This is a genomic window from Bacillus sp. FSL K6-0138 (genome assembly GCF_037982765.1).
Classification (GTDB): Bacteria; Bacillota; Bacilli; order Bacillales; family Bacillaceae; genus Bacillus; species Bacillus glycinifermentans.
On the sequence record NZ_CP150286.1, the window covers coordinates 1,299,735 to 1,318,369 of the forward strand.

18 protein-coding genes are annotated in these 18,635 nt (G+C 42.4%); 11 read left to right on the forward strand and 7 right to left on the reverse strand.

What is annotated here, in order from left to right:
* Window positions 1–28: 28 nt before the first annotated feature.
* The 7 genes from MHB78_RS07150 (at window position 29) to MHB78_RS07180 (ending at window position 7,479) form a co-directional block, all read left to right on the forward strand.
* Window positions 29–2,593: a peptidase G2 autoproteolytic cleavage domain-containing protein gene (locus tag MHB78_RS07150; RefSeq protein WP_046131113.1), complete on the forward strand. Its 2,565-nt coding sequence runs from the start codon at window positions 29–31 to the stop codon at window positions 2,591–2,593.
* Between the two features lie 12 nt (window positions 2,594–2,605).
* Window positions 2,606–4,102 carry a phage baseplate upper protein gene (locus MHB78_RS07155; RefSeq protein WP_046131114.1) on the forward strand — a complete coding sequence of 499 codons (1,497 nt, stop codon included), beginning with the start codon at window positions 2,606–2,608 and terminating at the stop codon, window positions 4,100–4,102.
* A gap of 14 nt (window positions 4,103–4,116) precedes the next feature.
* Complete coding sequence (locus tag MHB78_RS07160) at window positions 4,117–4,419, forward strand: phage protein (RefSeq protein WP_046131115.1); 303 nt, start codon at window positions 4,117–4,119, stop codon at window positions 4,417–4,419.
* Window positions 4,416–4,613, forward strand: coding sequence for an XkdX family protein (locus MHB78_RS07165; protein ID WP_046131116.1), 198 nt, complete (start codon window positions 4,416–4,418; stop codon window positions 4,611–4,613). The genes MHB78_RS07160 and MHB78_RS07165 overlap by 4 nt, the downstream gene beginning before the upstream one ends.
* 32 nt (window positions 4,614–4,645) lie before the next feature.
* Window positions 4,646–6,006, forward strand: a protein-coding gene (locus MHB78_RS07170; RefSeq protein ID WP_099047013.1) for an IS3 family transposase whose coding sequence is annotated in 2 segments (ribosomal slippage) — window positions 4,646–5,117 and window positions 5,117–6,006 — 1,362 coding nt in all. Because the reading frame shifts where the segments join, the coding sequence is not laid out codon by codon here.
* 73 nt (window positions 6,007–6,079) lie between these two features.
* Window positions 6,080–6,490 carry a phage holin family protein gene (locus MHB78_RS07175; protein ID WP_046130813.1) on the forward strand — a complete coding sequence of 137 codons (411 nt, stop codon included), beginning with the start codon at window positions 6,080–6,082 and terminating at the stop codon, window positions 6,488–6,490.
* Window positions 6,491–6,537: 47 nt separating this feature from the next.
* Window positions 6,538–7,479, forward strand: coding sequence for a glycoside hydrolase family 25 protein (locus MHB78_RS07180; protein ID WP_046130814.1), 942 nt, complete (start codon window positions 6,538–6,540; stop codon window positions 7,477–7,479).
* A 120-nt stretch (window positions 7,480–7,599) separates the two neighbouring features.
* On the opposite strand, the gene MHB78_RS07185 is transcribed toward MHB78_RS07180, so the two are convergent.
* Window positions 7,600–8,193, reverse strand: a complete 594-nt coding sequence (locus MHB78_RS07185; protein ID WP_046130815.1) for a cupin domain-containing protein — start codon at window positions 8,191–8,193, stop codon at window positions 7,600–7,602.
* Window positions 8,194–8,346: 153 nt separating this feature from the next.
* Window positions 8,347–9,198, reverse strand: a complete 852-nt coding sequence (locus tag MHB78_RS07190; RefSeq protein WP_046130816.1) for a ferritin family protein — start codon at window positions 9,196–9,198, stop codon at window positions 8,347–8,349.
* Between the two features lie 204 nt (window positions 9,199–9,402).
* On the opposite strand from MHB78_RS07190, the gene MHB78_RS07195 reads away from it, so the two are divergent.
* A complete protein-coding gene (locus MHB78_RS07195; protein WP_046130817.1) occupies window positions 9,403–10,113 on the forward strand; it encodes a DUF421 domain-containing protein in 711 nt (236 codons plus the stop codon).
* Between the two features lie 413 nt (window positions 10,114–10,526).
* Here MHB78_RS07195 and MHB78_RS07200 read toward each other — a convergent pair whose 3' ends face one another.
* From MHB78_RS07200 to rpsD, 3 genes are all read right to left on the reverse strand, one after another.
* Window positions 10,527–10,901, reverse strand: a complete 375-nt coding sequence (locus MHB78_RS07200) for a YolD-like family protein (protein WP_173427494.1) — start codon at window positions 10,899–10,901, stop codon at window positions 10,527–10,529.
* 101 nt (window positions 10,902–11,002) lie between these two features.
* A complete protein-coding gene (locus MHB78_RS07205) occupies window positions 11,003–11,686 on the reverse strand; it encodes a hypothetical protein (protein WP_046130818.1) in 684 nt (227 codons plus the stop codon).
* A 261-nt stretch (window positions 11,687–11,947) separates the two neighbouring features.
* Complete coding sequence (gene rpsD, locus MHB78_RS07210) at window positions 11,948–12,550, reverse strand: 30S ribosomal protein S4 (RefSeq protein ID WP_046130819.1); 603 nt, start codon at window positions 12,548–12,550, stop codon at window positions 11,948–11,950.
* A gap of 331 nt (window positions 12,551–12,881) precedes the next feature.
* On the opposite strand from rpsD, the gene MHB78_RS07215 reads away from it, so the two are divergent.
* Window positions 12,882–14,591 carry a GGDEF domain-containing protein gene (locus MHB78_RS07215; RefSeq protein WP_046130820.1) on the forward strand — a complete coding sequence of 570 codons (1,710 nt, stop codon included), beginning with the start codon at window positions 12,882–12,884 and terminating at the stop codon, window positions 14,589–14,591.
* A 13-nt stretch (window positions 14,592–14,604) separates the two neighbouring features.
* On the opposite strand, the gene MHB78_RS07220 is transcribed toward MHB78_RS07215, so the two are convergent.
* On the reverse strand, window positions 14,605–15,099 hold the full coding sequence (locus MHB78_RS07220; protein WP_046130821.1) for a GAF domain-containing protein: 495 nt from the start codon (window positions 15,097–15,099) through the stop codon (window positions 14,605–14,607).
* 126 nt (window positions 15,100–15,225) lie between these two features.
* Here MHB78_RS07220 and refZ point away from each other — a divergent pair, with 126 nt between their 5' ends.
* The gene (refZ, locus tag MHB78_RS07225) at window positions 15,226–15,864 is read left to right on the forward strand and encodes a forespore capture DNA-binding protein RefZ (RefSeq protein ID WP_046130822.1); all 639 of its coding nucleotides are present in this window, start codon (window positions 15,226–15,228) and stop codon (window positions 15,862–15,864) included.
* Here refZ and hisJ read toward each other — a convergent pair.
* The gene (hisJ, locus tag MHB78_RS07230) at window positions 15,857–16,666 is read right to left on the reverse strand and encodes a histidinol-phosphatase HisJ (protein WP_046130823.1); all 810 of its coding nucleotides are present in this window, start codon (window positions 16,664–16,666) and stop codon (window positions 15,857–15,859) included. The two genes, refZ and hisJ, sit on opposite strands and share 8 nt — an antisense overlap.
* A gap of 192 nt (window positions 16,667–16,858) precedes the next feature.
* Here hisJ and ezrA point away from each other — a divergent pair, with 192 nt between their 5' ends.
* Complete coding sequence (gene ezrA / locus MHB78_RS07235; protein ID WP_046130825.1) at window positions 16,859–18,556, forward strand: septation ring formation regulator EzrA; 1,698 nt, start codon at window positions 16,859–16,861, stop codon at window positions 18,554–18,556.
* The last annotated feature ends 79 nt before the right edge of the window (window positions 18,557–18,635 follow it).

Genomic DNA, 18,635 nt, shown 5'->3' on the forward strand with positions numbered 1-18,635 from the left:
TTTATTTTGTCAAAAAGGAGTGAGGAAGATGGTGCGGCTGACTAAAAACTACAATACGACTCGAAATTCCCTCTATGAATCGCAGTTAAGTGGGGACATGCAGAGTATTGAAAATGCGTTAAATGATCATGAGTATAATTTAAAAAGCCATAGATCATCCAAAACCGCCCACACGTCGGAACAAATCGACCACGGCGGTTTTTCAGTTGCTAACCGATTAAAAAATCTATATTCACGGTTTACTAACCTGATCGTGAATCACGACGGGACGGATGTAAAAGAAGTCGTGGACGCCAGGGTGACGACTTCCGGAGAAATTGCCCAAACATTAAAAGACCGGCTGGATTTAGAATTTAATAAGCTTGAACAGAAAATAAAACGGACGGTAAATGTGGATGATTTCGGAGCTGTTCCGGACGGGAAAACCGACAGCACGGAAGCTTTTAGAAAAGCTTTGGGGAACGGACGTGTCCGAGTTGTATTAAGTGCCGGCACATACATTGTGAAGGGTATCAAGCTGCCATCCTGGACCTATCTGATCGGCCAAGGTAAGGGGGTTACAATCCTCAAGCTGCATGAAAACACACCGGCCAGTGAATGGGTGATCACAAACGCCGATTATGAAAAGGGGAACAGAAATATTTTCGTGCAAGGCATATCCCTTGATTGGAACCCGGACAGACAAGGCGGCGTCGGGGCTACTGGCGGTCAGCATTCCAGCTGTCTGACCCTTGCAAATGTGAAATTTGGATGGGTAAAGGATATCGAAGCTATTAACCCGGGCTTACACGGTTTCGATATTACGGCGCCAACCTATGATCATCTGCCGTCCACACAGTATACAAAAGACGGTAGCCGGTATATTTGGCTCGATAACTGTGTCGCCTATGGAGCAGGAGACGACGGGATCACTACGCACTACAGCGAATACATCTTTATTTCAAATTCTTATTCGTTTGATCAACGCGGTACAGCTCACCCGAAAGGGCAGTCAAACTCAAACGGCATTGAAATTGATGACGGATCAAAACATGTTTGGCTAATCAATAACTTTACATCCGGCAATATCCGGGGTGTAGAAGTTAAAGCACATAAGGAATGGCCGGCAGCCCGAAACGTTCACGTCATTGGGCATGTGTCTTATCATGATGTGCGCTGCTTTGATCTACGACATATCGGGCATCACAAAGCAGAAGATCCGGAAAGCACAACGGCCTACGATGTCACCCTTACGGATTGTACTGCAATCGAACCGATATTCAATGATATGTATGAAGGATTGTCTCCGCGTGCGTTAGTGGTCTCAGCTTATAAAAACGTAGTTGTCAGCAACTTTACTGCAATAGGTGATCCTTTATATGACTATAAGGATAACCCGGTCATTGCCTTGCAGTATCGAAGCCGAAACATTTCATTGAACAATATCACAATCAGGGGATTTAAAAAAGCAGGCTTTGATATTCGTCTTTATGGCGGCCCGCAAAAAACGGATAATGTCAACCTGTCCAATTTTGCATTTTATAAGTCGGCCAAGCAGGGAATAGGGATCGGCGGCGGGGTGTACTCCGTGAATATCTCAAATGGAATTATGGAAGGAGAAGGCGGGACCTACGGGATTACGTCGCCCAATTCACAGGCAAACATTAATAATGTGCAGACGTCCGGCTACTCCTACGCGGCCATGATTAAGGGGAACAAGTACAAATTTGTACCAACGAATTTCAAAGGAGGATTCCGAGGGGCGACGACTTCCGGGGCTCCTTTAGATCCAACAAGTGCGATTATTGCGGCCACAGGCGACAACATAGCAAAAGGCCCACGGAATTTTATGGGCGGTGTTTCTGGCGGCTCTTCCACAGAAGGGTCAAGGCAAGCCATTATTGCAGCGAACAACTCACAGACGAAAGGGGATGGACCTGCAAGAGTGGTGATGGCTGCCCAGGCAGTTACGAACGATGACAGTTATTCTGTAGTTGGCGGATACGGCACCGGATCACCGTCTAAAAATAATATCAAATGGAAAATTGATTCCACAGGAGGGAATATCCGAGGTGTTGGACGTGTGGAAAGCGTGTCTGATTTTAAAGACCTTGCAGAATACTTTGAATCCAAAGACGGCCGTAAAATTGAATCCGGCTTCTTGGTGACTTTGGATGGCGACAAGATCAGGAAAGCTGAAAAAGGGGACAAGGTATTGGGCGTTATTTCCGAGACGGCCGGCGTCATTATGGGCGGTGCAGCATTTTATTGGAACGACCGTTACCTTAGAAATGAATTTGGCGGCATTATCTATGAAACCATTAATGATAATGGTCGAGAAATCATAGTACCCATGGAAAATCCAAACTATAACCCTGACCTTGAATACATCCCGCGGGAAGAACGGGACGAGTGGCATATCGTCGGGTTGATCGGCCAGGTATTTGTCAGGATTGATGAGACTGTCCAGGTAGGGGACTACATCGTCCCAGCTGACGGAATCGGGACAAAATCAGAAGACGGCGCAGGCTTTTATGTGATGCGTATCAATCAGCCTTATTCCGCCGAAAAAGGGTATGGAGTCGCATTGGTCTTCATGTACCCACAGATGTAAGGAGGTTCAGCGATGATCTATAAGGAAGGCGAAGTATCTTTTGATATTAACGCGCGGAAATCCGCAGCCAACTCTACCAATATACAATTTTTCACCCAGGATACGGGCAGCGCAAAGCTGTCCTTTTCTTTTACAAAAGACGGCGCCCCGTTGCCCCTTTCGGCCGTAGACGCAAAAATCGTTCTTCTATATGCGGATGACTCATTTTATAAACGCAGCTTGACGCTGACGGACAAGGTAAACGGGAAAGCAGAATATGTTCTATCTGATGAAGAGCTCAAGCATTACGGTGAAGTTAAGGCCGAAATCAAGCTTTATTATACGAACGGTCAAGCGCTTGCCACAGTATTTTTTACTTTCACCATTGCGAAAACGCTCGAAGATCAGAACATTGTGCCGGTTGCTGAGTACTACATTGACGATTTTGAAACTTTGCGGGCTAGCATAAACAAAACTGTGGATGAAATCAGTCAAACCGTTGAGGAGCTCAAGGCCAAGTTTGCCGACCTTGAGAACATCGAAACAAAAGAAGGTGCCCAGGCAAAAGCGGACGCTGCGGAATCGAATGCAAAATCTTACACGGACGCTCATGCAGCTGACAAAATAAAACATATCACTACCGATGAAAGAAAGAGCTGGAACGGAAAGGAGACACCTACTGGTGCCCAGGAGAAGGCGGACAAGGCTGAATCAAATGCCAAAGCCTATACAGATAACCATGCAGCCGATACGGTGAAGCATATAACCGCTGACGAAAGGAAAGCCTGGAACTCAAAGGAGTCGACGGGCGGCGCGCAGGAAAAAGCAAATAAAGCGCTGAGCGATGCCAAAGCCTATACGGATTCCCATGCAAAAAACGGGTTGATCCACGTCACGCAGTCAGACAAAGAAAAATGGAATGGCGCACAGTTATACAAAATAACTGGTGACAACGGAAATCGTACAAAATTGGTGGATGGAACTGACTTGTTAACTTTACCCACTGGTTTTTATTATGCGTCAGGTACCCAAGTGAAAAACAATCCTGCACCAAATGATGCCTCCTGGTTTAATTATGATGTGATTGAGACTGGAATGGGTAGAAAAACAATATTTGCATGGCGCAGCTATGATAATACTTTGTGGCATTCAACCATTCATACAGATGGAATTTTTAAAGGCTGGAAAAAAGTTCTGACGGATGCGGATTTATCCCCGGCCTGGAACTCCGTAACACTCATAAATGGAGCGAAGCAGGATTCGGTATATCCGTTGAAATTTTCCGTTAGCAACAACGTTTTATGGCTACGCGGTTCTTTCGGTTCCCTGCCGGCTATTGGAACATCCGTCGCTAAGTTTACGAATAAGCCGACCCAGCTAGTCGATTTTGTCGTGCCTACGATCGGTTCTTACGGAACAGCCCGGTTTGCGCTAACGACAGACGGCGATTTAAGATATGACGGCATGTTAGCGAATGATGAAACGAAGGTAACGAGGGTGTCGTTTAATGAATCAATACCGTTATGGTAGGGGAGGCGATAAGCATGCACGTTCTTTTTTATGATGAAAATTACAAATATGCTGGCGAAGACGATTTTTTCGGTGAAGAATTGCCGGCGAATAGCACGACAACCCCGGTTCCCGAAGGTATATACGCTCCGAAGTATGATCCGGAAAAAGACGAATGGGTCGAATCAGCAACCAAAGAGTATATAGAAAGTGTAACGCCGCCTGATCCGGAACCGAACCCTACCGATTTGCTGAAAAAGCAAAACGCTCTGCTTTCCTTGCAAATAGCACGAATGCAAGCAGACATTGCAGCACTGAAAGGCGGTGGGACTTCATGAAGTATCCAGCTTTATCAGATATAAAACAGTTTTATGATTGGGGGTGCTACACGGATGAAGAAATGCGCGAGTATGTAAGGATTAATTGGATCACCCCAGCAGAATATGAACAAGTCACAGGCAGGAGCTATTACAAGCCAGCCGTCAGTGTGGATTTAGGTAGCACCCAATGTGAACTGCACCCCAATTGTTAGACACCATCTAACAATCGGAGGTGCAGTTTTTTATGGCTAAATTTACAGCTGAGGAAAAAATACAAGCGGTCAAAAGGTATCTTGCGGGTAGGGAAGGGCATAAAACAATCGCCAGAGAGATCGGTGTTTCGTCAGGTGTGTTTCAGGTATGGATTCGCAAATACCATTACCATGGAGAAAGTGCGTTTCAAAAACTCTATACAACCTATTCTGTAGAAGATAAACTGAAGGTACTTCACTATATGATCGAAAATGGGACGTCGATCCGTGAAACAGCCGCCATCTTCAATATTCAAGCACCTTCTACGGTGGCTCAATGGCAGAAACTGTTCGAAACCGGAGGAATCGATGCCCTAAAACCGATGAAAAAGGGGCGGCCGTCAATGACAAAGAAAAATCAAAAAAGAACGAAGAAACAAACACCGCAAGAAGGATCAGTGGAAGCCATGCAGGCTGAAATTGAACGTCTGCGAATGGAGAATGCCTACTTAAAAAAGTTGAATACCTTAGTTCAAAACAAGGAAAAATTACAAAACAAGAAAAGGCCCAAGTAGTATTTGAACTAAGGACTGAATTTCCGGTAAAAGCCCTGCTTAAACTGGCTGGAATTCCGCGCAGTACGTATTATTACTGGGTCAAAACCTTCGGTCTTCCAGACAAAGATGCCAAATTAAAAACACTGATTCAATCGATTTATCATGAACATAAAGGCCGTTACGGGTACCGCCGGATACGCGACGAGCTTAAAAACCGGGGATATCAAATGAATCATAAAAAAATATATCGCCTCATGAAGGAACTGGGGTTGAAATGTCTCGTACGGATGAAAAAATACCGTTCGTATAAAGGAGAAACCGGCACGGTGGCACCAAACAGGCTAGAGCGGAATTTCAAGGCGGAAAAGCCGAAGATGAAATGGGTAACAGATATCACGGAATTTAAATTATTTGGGGAGAAGCTCTATTTATCGCCAATGCTTGATTTATTTAATGGCGAAATCATTGCTTATACAATTGGATCCAGGCCAACGTATTCATTGGTATCCGAGATGTTGGAAAAATCATTTGAACAGCTGACAGATAAAGAAAATCTGTTGATTCACTCCGATCAGGGCTGGCACTATCAAATGAAACAGTATCGCCACGCCCTAAAGGAACGAAATATTATTCAAAGTATGTCTCGTAAGGGAAACTGTTACGATAACGCGGTCATTGAAAGTTTCTTTGGTATTTTAAAATCAGAGTTTATCCATTTCAACGAATTTCAAAGCATCGAGCATTTTAAACAAGAGCTCGTAACATATATCGATTACTATAATCACAAACGGATCAAGGCAAAATTAAAAGGCATGAGCCCAGTACAATACCGGATTCATGCCAGTCATGTTACTTGAGAAAATAAGCTGTCTAACTTTTGGGGGTCACTTCAATGAGGGTGTTTTTTATTTTTAAAAAGGAGGAAATACATTGGATACATTTTATAAGGGTTTTATCGCTGTATTAGGCGGATTTGTCGGATTTCTTTTCGGAGGGTGGAGCATTCTGTTAACTATTTTATCTTTTCTGGTCATTATTGATTATGGAAGTGGGTTGGCGGCAGCCGGAGTAAACGGGGAGATGAAAAGCCGGGTTGGATTTATTGGTATCACGCGAAAAGTCTTTATTTTCGTGATTGTTGCCGTTGCTCACATGATTGATTTACTGCTTATTGAAAGCGGGATTGAAATGGGCTTTCTGGTCATGACCGTAACAATTGTTTTCTACTGCATTAATGAATTGATCTCTATTACTGAAAATGCAGGGAAAATGGGCGTTTATGTGCCGGAGCCGATCACCAAAGCGATTGAGGTTTTAAAACAACAAAATAAATCAAAATAAGGTTGCTTATTGGCAGCCTTTTTATTTTTAAAAAGGAGGATTTTTTTATGGGAATCAAAGGTATTGATGTATCACATTGGCAAGGGGATATCAATTGGAAGAAGGTTGCGGCGGATAGGATCAAATTTGCCTTTATTAAGGCGACAGAAGGAACAACCCTAAAAGACAACAAATTTGAAACGAATGTTTCAGGTGCAAACGCTGCAGGGATTAAAACAGGAGCTTATCATTTTGCGAGATTCGGGTCAAAGTCAGAGGCATTGGCAGAAGCCAAGTTCTTTCTGTCAGCTGTGAAAAAGGTTAGTCTCTCATATCCGCTCGTGCTTGATCTTGAAGTGAATCAGAGGAATGTCAGCAAATCGGTTTTGACGGATGCAGCGGTTGCATTCTTACGAGAGATTGAAAAAGCCGGTTATTTCGCCATGATTTATAGCGGAAAGTCCTTCCTTGAAAATTGCCTTGATGAATCTAAACTGAAGCCGTTTGCGTTATGGGTTGCCCGTTACAGCAGCAAGCTTGGCCGGGATGCAGATATCTGGCAGTATTCTGATTGTGGAAAGGTAGCCGGTATTTCCGGCAATGTCGATATGAACATTTGTTATCGGGAAGATCTGCGTTGTCAGGTGGGTGTAAAAGCCGAAAAAAACCCGAAACCTAGCAAAAAACCAGGGAAATCAGGAACAACTTACACAGTCAAAAAAGGGGACACGCTTTCGGAAATCGCACAGAAAAACAACACGACCGTTAAAGCTCTCCAAAATTTGAATAACATTAAAGATGCGAATAAGATTTACGTTGGCCAGAAATTAAAGATTAGCGGCAGTCCTTCAACAGCATCGAATAAAAAGCAATATTACACCATTAAATCCGGTGACACTTTGTCTGGGATCTCGAAAAGGTTTAATACATCCATTAAGACGCTGCAAGCTTGGAATGGTATCAAGAATGCCAACAAGATTTACGCTGGTCAGAAAATTCGTGTTAGATAACGAAATGGGATTACAACATAAAACTAAAGCAGGCATTCGGCCTGCTTTTTTGATTAATTTTATTTCTGAAAAGATCTGTTTTCTGTATCAACTTATTGGAGTTATGCCAAGCATACTATTTCAATTGCCATGACCGTATTCTTCTTCTGAAGCTAATGCATCTCCTTTAGTAACATGAACAGTACCAAATGGATGGTTAGGAGGAGCATATATGGAGTATAGTTTTAGCGGGATTCTACCTGTATTGGTTAGATTGTGCCATGTTCCAGCGGGTATTATGATTGCAGAATCATCATAGACATTTCTTTTGAAATTTAAATGGTCTTTATTCTTGCCCATTTGAACGATTCCCTGACCTTGTTCAACACGTAAGAATTGATCAACGTTAGGGTGCATTTCCAAACCAATATCTTCTCCAACATTGAGACTCATTAAGGTGACTTGCAAATGAGTTCCTGTCCATAAAGCGGTACGGTACGTATTATTTTGCTTCGTAGCTTCATTGATATTAACCACAAACGCTTCTGGTCCATAATCCTTTAACAAAATGCTGTTACTACCTTTGGATGAGCGAACAGAACTAAATTTGTTTGCATGCTCTACTTCACTAGGAACAGTCCGGTGAACTGACTGTTTTCTACAGTTGTACATTGGCACATTAACATAATAAGGATAAGAATATTGATATGGATACATATGAGGAACATAATACATTTTTTCTCAATCCCTTCAAAGCTTTATATGAATTAATCCTATGCATTATGCTCAGGGAATGTACTTAGATACCAATTTGTTCAAAGTCAGTGGTGTTTGCCTATGCACTTTCTAAAATTGATATCTTCTTTTTGCAAGATCAATTCACAAAGTTTAATTTCTCTCAAGACCTCTTCGGAAAGCCTCTAAATGATTTAGTGATGCGTTGCGTAATTGAGTAAAAACTGTTCTTGCATCTGCTGGAAGATCAAAAGTTAGAAACTTGTTATACATGGCGATATTATCAATTTCTCCTTGTACTCCAGAAGCATATGCATCCTTAAGGGTTACTGGTGTAGTGACATATAATTGAGAGGTGTCTTTAGGTATCTGTACTTGGTATCGTTCAAAAAGAGAAAGTAATGCATTGATATGCCGTAATTCGGCTTCTTTAATTTGGACAAAGGTTCGAATATCCCCGAAGTTTCTTAGAATTTCATTGTATCTTGCTTGAGCTAAGTACTCATCCTGAATGGCAAAGGTAAGCATTTGAGGTAAGGTGAGCCTACCGGCATTTAAAGCACCTTTTGCCCCATAATTAACTTGACGTGTTTGTTGTGTAGACGATGTATTTAAAAAAAATAAGAACCATACAGCATGATTTTGTTCATCAGCTGCTGCACGCTGAAAAACCTTTTTAATTGACTGATCTTGTATTTGGTCTGCTAAATCCAAATAAAAATCGACTGTCTCCTGCTCATCTTTAAAAGCAGACTCTAGGCTTGTTCTATACTTTTTAGGGCATTCTTCTGTGATTATGGGGATTGGCTTTTTGCCTGTCAGGTTAGTGAAAATTCTGCTAAACTCTTCAAAATGTCGTTGCTCATCTTGTCTAATTTCAAGTATTTGTTTTCTTATATCTTCTGTGGGGGCATTTTCGGCTATTTGCTTATAGCAGAGAATGGCGCTATGCTCTCCGTTAATTGCCTTGTGGATGTCATTAATTAGTTTTCTGTCAGGCGGCATACGAAAATCATCACTTCTATTCCTTATATAAGGATTATAAACAGGATACACCAATTTCACCGTCCTATTTGCGGTATTTAGTAATGTAGCATATGCCTAATACAACAATGAGTGCATGTATATGTGTCTAACCATTGTTCCAGTATATATAAGATCTCTTTTGTCTATGATGTTTTTAGACGATACAATAAGTTGGTGAAATCTATGAGTGAACATATTGAAGTAATCTTTCGATCGATTCTTGCCTTTGGTATTTTATTGGTAGGATCAAGATTGTTGGGGAAACAAACAATTTCACAAATGAATATCTTTGATTTTATTGCATCAATTACATTAGGCGCTATTACTGCAAATCTGGCTTTTAATACCTCTCTTAAAATTCATCACATGGTACTGGCTTTTTTTATATTTGTTTTTGTGATCTTAGCCACTGCGTATATATCCCTTTGGAGTCAAAAAGGCCGCAAATTTTTTGCCGGTGATCCAACTGTTGTGATTCAAAATGGAAAAGTTCTTGAACACAACATGCGAAAAATGCGTTATACAATTGATTATTTGAATCAACAACTTAGAGAAAAGAATGTATTCAAAATCGAAGAAGTACTCTATGCCATTGTTGAAACAAATGGGACCTTAACAGTATTAAAAAAACCACAATTCCGAAATGTGACAAAAAAGGATTTGTGGGTTGCCACTACGCCAGAAGGAAAGCTCCCGATTGAATTAATCATGGATGGGAAAATGAAGAATGAAAACTTGAAAGATAATCAACTCACTCAGGCATGGTTACAATCTGAGATGAAAAAGCGTGGTCTATCCACAGATGAAGTTTTTTATGCAGTATTATCACCTGATGGAAATATCTATATAGATACATATGAAGATCATATACATTCTTCTTTTGATAAAGAATAAATGATTTCAGCATTCTGTAAATACAAAACCTTTTTGAATGTATTAGTGACTACATGTTTTAGTGGAAAACTGTTGGCGGATTGTTGTCTAACCCTGCCAACAATCATCATTTTCATTCAGAAGTCATCAGATGTACCATTCAATAGCGCTTTTTTGACCACATATTTAAGCGTGATCACCAAAATCACCACAAATTTTTCAAAACACGTTGAAAAAGTATGAAAATAAGAAGAGATGACGTTAATAAAAAATCTTATGTGGTTTAAAAATTGAAAGGAAACGAATGTCCACGAAATGCTATTTTAAACGGGTGATGTAGGCAAGAATCATTAATCATGGTTTGTGAATCGTGAGACATTCTTTGTCTCGGGCTTTTTTCTTCTTATCTCTAGGCTTATGCTTTGCTGAAAATCTTATGGCCGCTTCATTTCTATTCCAACAACATCTTCAAATTTAATGGAATTAATGTCTCCTTTTGAATCCACAACATGAAAAACCTTCCGTAGCTGATTTATGTAATGAATATGACCCTCTATTCGAATGATCTCCCCGGTTTCAGCCCCGTTTAAAAACGGCAGCGGCTTAAATACGGCGAACTGCACCGGGGAATTAAACTCCATTGCCTCACATATAACCCTTTCCATGTCTTCAATCTGAGCCATGCCAAGCACTGGTCTTTTTACTCTGTTTTTACTGCTTTCTAATTCGCGAAGAAATTCGGAGTGCTCCGGCATCATGAAGCCCATCCACTTTAACATGCCCCGGTCTTTCAAGTTGTCATCTTTCATGGTGTTCATCTCCTTGAGATGATTATATAGGAACATTTGTTCTGTTCTCAACAAGAAAAATAACCCATTAAAAGTAAAGCCCTCTCCAAAGAGAAGGCTTTTTAAAGATCAATTTTTATTTCTTTTCCATAAACGATGAAGTCCTTTTTTGAATTATCACGTTTTAAAACATCATCAGCTTTTAGCCTAACGCTCTTCTCATCCTTTTTTACAGGCACCCAAACCATATTGTCATCTATTTTAGAATTTGACATCATATCAATTGAAGATGGATTAGGAATACCAAGACTTAAATTAAAATCTAAATCCATTTGCTGACCATCACTCGTTACAGCTGTATGAAACCCACTCCATGAAATTTCATCATTTCCGGTGTTTTCAGTTTTATAAAGAATTTGAGCATATGTAAATTCCTTTGGTTCACCACCGAAATTTTCTTTTAACTCTGCTTTAAAAGCGTCAGAAAGATTTGTGACAGTAATCACCTTGGCATTGAGAAAATTCACCTTTAGATCACCAATGATCAGTTTTTTATTGCTGATATCTTTCATAGCATTTAATGTGACTGTCCCGGTATTAGGGTCGTATAAACTGTCACCAACTTTATTTAATGTCTTTTTGCTGCTCTCTTCTTGAGTGTTGTTATTGGAATTATCGTTTTCACTCTCTGTGGCTTTTGTATCTTTTTCTTGCTCTTTTGAATTTGCATTTGTTGAATTGCCTCCACATGCTGAAAGTGCAAAGCATAAAAGAAGAGCAAAAAATAAGACCCCATATTTTTTCATGATAATAAACCCCCTCTTGTTTTAAAACGAACATTTACATTTTAAAACAAATGAGGGGGATTTTCTATAGGCTTCAAGTTTTAGAGGAGTGCGTCTGTCCACTTGTATAATATTGTCCCCCAAACCTCCCCCAAACCTCCCCCAAATCAATGGAGGAGAATACAATATTCTACAAAGCAGAGAGTAAACAAAAAACCCTAGAATCGTTGGGATGTCAACGTTTCTAGGGTTCTTGTCTATGCTCTTTACAGAGCATTTCTCTTAACGAGAGTAGAACTCAACGATAAGCGCTTCGTTAATCTCAGCAGGAAGTTCAGAGCGTTCTGGAAGGCGAGTGAACGTACCTTCAAGTTTTTCAGCATCGAAAGTCAGGTATTCAGGAACGAAGTTGTTCACTTCAACCGCTTCTTTGACGATTGCAAGGTTTTGAGATTTTTCGCGAAGCGAGATGGTTTGACCAGGTTTTACTTGGTAAGACGGAATGTCAACGCGGCTTCCGTCAACAAGGATGTGACCGTGGTTTACCAGCTGGCGAGCTTGGCGGCGAGTGCGCGCTAAGCCGAGACGGTACACGATGTTGTCAAGACGTGATTCAAGAAGAACCATGAAGTTTTCACCGTGTTTACCGGCCATTTTCGCAGCTTTGTCAAAAAGGTTGCGGAATTGGCGCTCGTTTACACCGTACATATGGCGAAGCTTTTGCTTCTCTTGCAATTGCAAACCATATTCAGATAGTTTTTTGCGTTGTCCCGGACCGTGCGGACCTGGTGCATAAGGACGTTTTTCTAATTCTTTACCCGTACCGCTTAAAGAGATTCCCAAACGGCGGGATAGTTTCCAGCTTGGACCTGTATAGCGAGCCATAATGTGACTCCTCCTTTGGTTTTATTTTGTGAAAATAAAACCCATCTGTTCAATTCAGCCATGTCCATTTTGTTTTCATGTATCCTCGCTCCAGCAGCAAAGAGTTACACGATACACCTTATATAGTATAAGGAACAAAATGAAACACAGTTGCAGAACAAAAAGGCTGCAATATTTCACACAAAGTCGATTATATAATGTTCAAGGATGAAAGTCAACCATAGGTGATGGGAGTCGAAAATACTAGATGGCAACGAGGATAAAGTCCTGGTTTTGTGATATAATCGGGAAAATAAAATGAGATTTTTGTGGAAATTTTCGGGTGATAATCATGAATAAACAAACGGAAGACCTATATTTGTCTTTTCATCAGGAGTTGCTGCAGTTTTTATTGAAAAAACGGGATGCCTCTTACAGTGAGTCAGTCGCCTGGCTCAAGGGGGCGGCAGAGTCTTTTTTTTCGTTTATGTCCTTAACCTTGAAGGTTTCGTCCCAGCCGGATGACTTGAGAGAACAGCACGAACCTGATAAAGACATCGATAAATATTATATCATAATAACAATTGAAGAAAACAGTAAATATATTAAGATTTCTTGTCAAAAGAATCATAAAATTTTAGAGGATTTGACTGAATCCGTCCGCTTGTTTTTGCAGAACTGCCTAAAAACAGAAGCATCTGCGGAAGAAACGCGCCGCCAAGCGAGGATCTATGAGCAGACAGCGTTGTTCCATGAGCTCATGGATCAGGAAAAAGTTCTCAAGACAATGCTTGAAAGCTTACAAGGAGAGTTTCCTTTCTTGTCATACGGCCTTTTTCTGTCTTATGACCAAGACCAGTATTTGCAATTGCCTGCAAAAGAAATCGACGTCAATGGTGAATCGGCCGATTCTTTCGCACTTGAAGCCTACCTGTCGGGGCAGGTGAAGCTGATCAACGGATCTACCGTCTATGTTCCGCTGAAAGGCAGGCAAGGTACGTACGGCGTTTTGCGTACCGAGGGAGAGAACGCAGCCAAAGCCGCTGCTGACATTGGCGTGATTGCCAATGCTGCGGGAATAGCCTTCGAAAACGCGCGGCTTTATGAACAGGCCAAAAACATGATCTCCAATCTGGAACTTATCAATGAAACGTCTCATCAGCTAAATCAGACAAGGCAGCTTCCGGAAATGATGAAATATTTGTCAGAACGGCTGGTCGGGTCATTTGGCGCCGATGAAGTGGGCTTTTTTTATAACAGCTATTTAGAGGAACAGCAGCTCTTGCCTGGGAGCACCGTCTTTTTTCAAACGGGTGCAGCCGATCCGTACATCCGCTATGTCAAAGAGAAAATTTCAGAAGGGGACGGGGTTTTTGTCGGCAGCGGATCATCGATGTTCGGCCCTGACGGCTATGCGTCATTAATGGGCGTTCCGATGATCCAAAACAGTGAATGCATGGGATTTGCGATCGTTCTGAAGAAAAACGCCTATTCATTTTCTTTTGAAATGTTCAAGCTCTTTCAGACGCTGATCAGGCATTCCACTCTTGCCGTGACGAATTCGATGCTCCGTGACCGTCTGAAGCATATGGTTCAGACGGACCAGCTGACAGAGCTGTATTCGAGAGCCTATCTCGACGAAAAAATACAATACAGCATGGAAGCTCATCAGGAAGGGGTGTTTTTGCTGATTGACATTGATAATTTTAAGCGGATCAATGATACGTACGGGCACCAGACCGGGGATTCCATCCTTATTCAGGTTGCCCGGGTGATACAGCAGAACATCCGCGAACAGGATGTAGGAGCCAGATGGGGCGGGGAGGAACTGGCCGTGTACGTTCCGAAAATCGATATGTCCGCCGGGGAAAAGCTGGCTGACCGCCTGATCGCGCTCGTCAGGGAAAACACGAATCCGAAGGTTACGATTTCCTGCGGAATTTCGCACTGGTCAGCGGATGATCCGAAATCTCTGACATCTCTCGTCAAACAAGCCGATATCGCCTTGTATGAAGCAAAGCGAAACGGAAAAAACAAGCTGATGATTTTTGAAGCCAATTAAAAAAGAGCCGGGATTACCGGCTCTTTTTACTGATGCGCTCCCCGAGCTTTTCGGCGAACTTTTTCAAATATAATTCATCTATTTCGTCGAAGCGGTTTGTAATCGGGCTGTCGATGTCAAGCACGCCGATCACTTCGCCGTCTGCTTCAAGCGGAATCACGATTTCGGATTGTGAAGCAGCATCACACGCGATATGACCCGGGAATGCATTGACATCCTCCACGCGTTCGACCTGTTTGTTGGCGTATGCCGTACCGCAGACGCCTTTTCCGAACGGAATCCTGACGCAGGCCGGAAGCCCTTGAAACGGTCCTAACACGAGCTCTCCGTCTTTTGCAAAATAAAAGCCTGCCCAGTTGACGTCCTCAAGCGAATGGTAAAGGAGGCTTGAGGCGTTGGCCAAATTCGCAATCATATCAGGCTCTCCTTCTGTCAGTGCATCCGCTTGTTTAAGCAGGAGCTCGTATTTTTTTTCTTTGCTGCCTTCTGTTTTTTCGACATGAAACATGTTATTTCCCTCACTTTTTATTTGAAAATGCAAAATCGCGGCTTCGCGTGATGTGATTTGTCGAGCACTTTTTACAGGAACAACTCCGAGTGCGTGGAATTGTTTTTGTAAGAAGGGGTGAACAAGATGGGATCAAACTCATTTTTTACCACAAAGGACAGAATTATCGAATCTGCCGTGCAGCTGTTCAACCAAAAAGGGTTTTCGGGAACATCCGTCCGTGAAATTGCAAAAGCAGCGAATGTCAATGTGGCCCACATCTCTTACTACTTTAATGGAAAAGGCGGATTAATGGAACATTTGGTATCCCGTTTTTATGAAGGATATTTGAGAATCCTTGAACAAGGATACGAGCGCCTTCGCGACACAACTGCAAAGGAATGCCTTCTTCAGCTGATTTTTGATATTCTATCGTATCAGCATGAACACCGTCAATTAACTCGATTCGTCTATCGCGAGGTAACGATCGATTCGACGCTGATTCGTGAAGTGATGTCGACATATTTAACAAAAGAAAAATACATTCTCCATTTGATCATTGAAAAAGGAAAAGAGAACAGAGAATTTTCTCATTTTCCCCTTTCGCATTTTATGATCCAGTTGAAATCGCTTTTGACGATGCCCTATTTGCAGCCTCAGTATATTTCTGAGGTGCTGTATTTGCAGCCCCACGAACCTTACTTTTACAGGGCGTATTATCAAGAGGTCAAAACATGGATCATCAGCTTGTTTGACAGGAAACAGGAACAGATTGCCGCTATTTAGCGATTTGTTCAAAACGCTTATAGCCAAACCCGGCATCCTTTGCTTGATGGGCATCAGACCCATAAACAAGCGGGATGTTTTTTTGTTTGGCTTCTTCGATCATCCACTCCTCCAAATAAATGTCCCCGGCATGGGGTTTGCGGAGGCCTGACGTATTGAAGTCGAGTTCAAGCCCGCGTGCTGCCGCTTCTGTCAGACATGAGGACGCCAATTGGCGGACCTTTTCTGACATGGTATATGGAAAAAGTTTTACAAATTTTTTAACCAATGTAATATGACCGATTCGTTTTGGCTTAAAGACGCCGAGCGATGATACAATAGAAGAAAAGATTTCCTGATAGTATGCGAGATACACCTCTTCGATCGTTCCATAATGCCTGATCAGTTGTTGAAACGCGGCTTCATCATAATCAAGGCAGATATGCGACTCACCCGCCGGCAAAAAGTGAACCGACAGGATGCCGTCGTCAAGAACCGGGCCGAAATCATCAAGAAATGACTGGATTTCGCGTTCAAAGGCGCGGATATAGTCGACTTCAAGACCGATTAAAATATCGATTTGCCCTTCATATTCTTTTTTCAGCGCCGCAAGGCTTTTCAAATAGCGCTCCAGTGACGCCATCGGCATGGCGCTGTCCTTCTCGGGTGTCGGGTCAACGAAAGAAGGCGGCAGGGGGGCATGCTCTGTAAAGGTAACGGAATGAAATCCTTTTTTGCATAATTCTTCTATATATTGTCTGAATTCATCCTTTGATCCGTGAGGGCAAAAAGGAGAGTGGACATGAGCGTCTCGTTTCAGCATAATGTCACCCCGTAAAAAAATAGTCAGATGTTGTCACTTTGATGTAAAAAAATTAAAAATTCTGCTCAAAAAATGTTGGTTACATGGTATCATAAGAACAATGAAAACGATAGCTTTACTTCTTTTTTACATAACAATTTTTCAAAATATCATAACCCTGACAGAACAAGTTAAACAGCAAGGGGGCTCATTATGGAGTTTGTCATAGGCTTATTAGCGGCTTTTTTGATTTTATTCGCTGCAGGCTACTTATTCAGAAAAAATATATATAAAGAAATCGACCGTTTAGAAGCATGGAAAATCGAAATCCTCAACCGTTCGATCGTGGAGGAAATGTCGAAAATCAAGCATTTGAAAATGACGGGACAGACCGAAGAATTCTTTGAAAGATGGCGCAAAGAATGGGATGAAATCGTCACATCGCACATGCCGAAGGTCGAAGAGCTGTTGTTCGAAGCGGAGGACTGCGCCGATAAATACCGCTTTCAAAAGTCAAAGCAGGTGCTTGCCCACATCGAAAACCTAATATCTGCGGCCGAGTCCAATATAGAGGACATTTTAAAGGAAATCGCCGACCTCGTTTCAAGCGAAGAGCAAAACCGCAAGGAAATTGAAGATGTGAAAGAACGGTATACAAAGGTGCGCAAAAACCTTTTGGCGTACAGCCATTTGTACGGTGACCTTTACCCGAAAATCGAAGCCGATCTTGACGAGGTATGGGAAGGGATCAAGCGATTCGAGGCCGAAACCGAAGGCGGAAACTACATAGAGGCAAGAAAGGTGCTGCTTGCTCAGGACCGCTTGCTTGAAGAGCTTCAATCACACATAGACGATGTGCCGAAGCTGCTTGCCAGCTGCAAGCAGACCGTACCGCAGGAGCTGCAGAAACTGAGGGCGGGCTACCAGGAAATGATCGACAAAGGCTACAAGCTTGATCACATTCAGATCGACAAAGAACTGGAAAACCTTATGAAGGAACTGAAGCGCGCCGAAGCAGCGCTCATGGCAGACCTCAATCTTGAAGAAGCATCACAGATCGTACAAATGATCGATGAGACGATACAGACGCTGTATAGCGATTTGGAGCATGAGGTCGAAGCTGGACAGCTCGTATTAGGAAAAATGCCGGAGCTGGCTGTCACGCTTGAAAAGCTTGAATCCAGCAAAGAAGAAACAAAAGCCGAAACAGAGCTCGTAAAAGAAAGCTACAAGCTGACGACGGGTGAGCTGGAAAAGCAGCAGTCATACGAAAAGCGGCTTGAAACGATCAACAAGCAGTTTGAGCAGGTGAAGGAAAGGCTTGATCAGAAGCATGTCGCTTACTCCCTCTTAAAGGAAGAGCTGCTGGACATCGAAAAGCAGATCGAAACGGCTCAAAAAGAGCACGATGAATACAGGGAAATGCTCCAATTGCTGCGAAAGGAAGAGCTTCAGGCAAGAGAGCTTCTTGAACAGTTGAAGCACACCGTCAAAGATACGGCAAGACGTCTGGAAAAAAGCAATGTTCCGGGCATTCCCCAGTCATTGACGGAACAGATTCAAGCGTCCCGCTCCGTCGTTTTGAGAGTGAATGAACAGCTTGATGTACTGCCGTTAAACATGGATGCCGTCAATGAGCGGCTGAAAGAAGCCGAAAAACTTGTCACTGACGTGCAAGAGCAGACGGAGGATCTTGTTGAAAAAGTGTTGATGACCGAACGCATCATTCAGTACGGCAATCGCTTCAGAAGCCAGAACCATATGCTTTCAGAGCAGCTGAAAGAAGCGGAAAGGCGCTTTTATTCATACGATTACGATGAAGCGTTTGAGATTGCCGCAAGAGCGGTGGAAAAAGCCTCTCCGGGTTCTGTGAATCGCCTGAAATCGCAGGCCGATCAGCCCGAAAGCTAAAAGCCGGCATTGTTTAAAACGATTCCGGCTTTTGTTTTCACAAAAGGCACAAAAAGCCCCCCTTCTTTTTGGAAGGGGG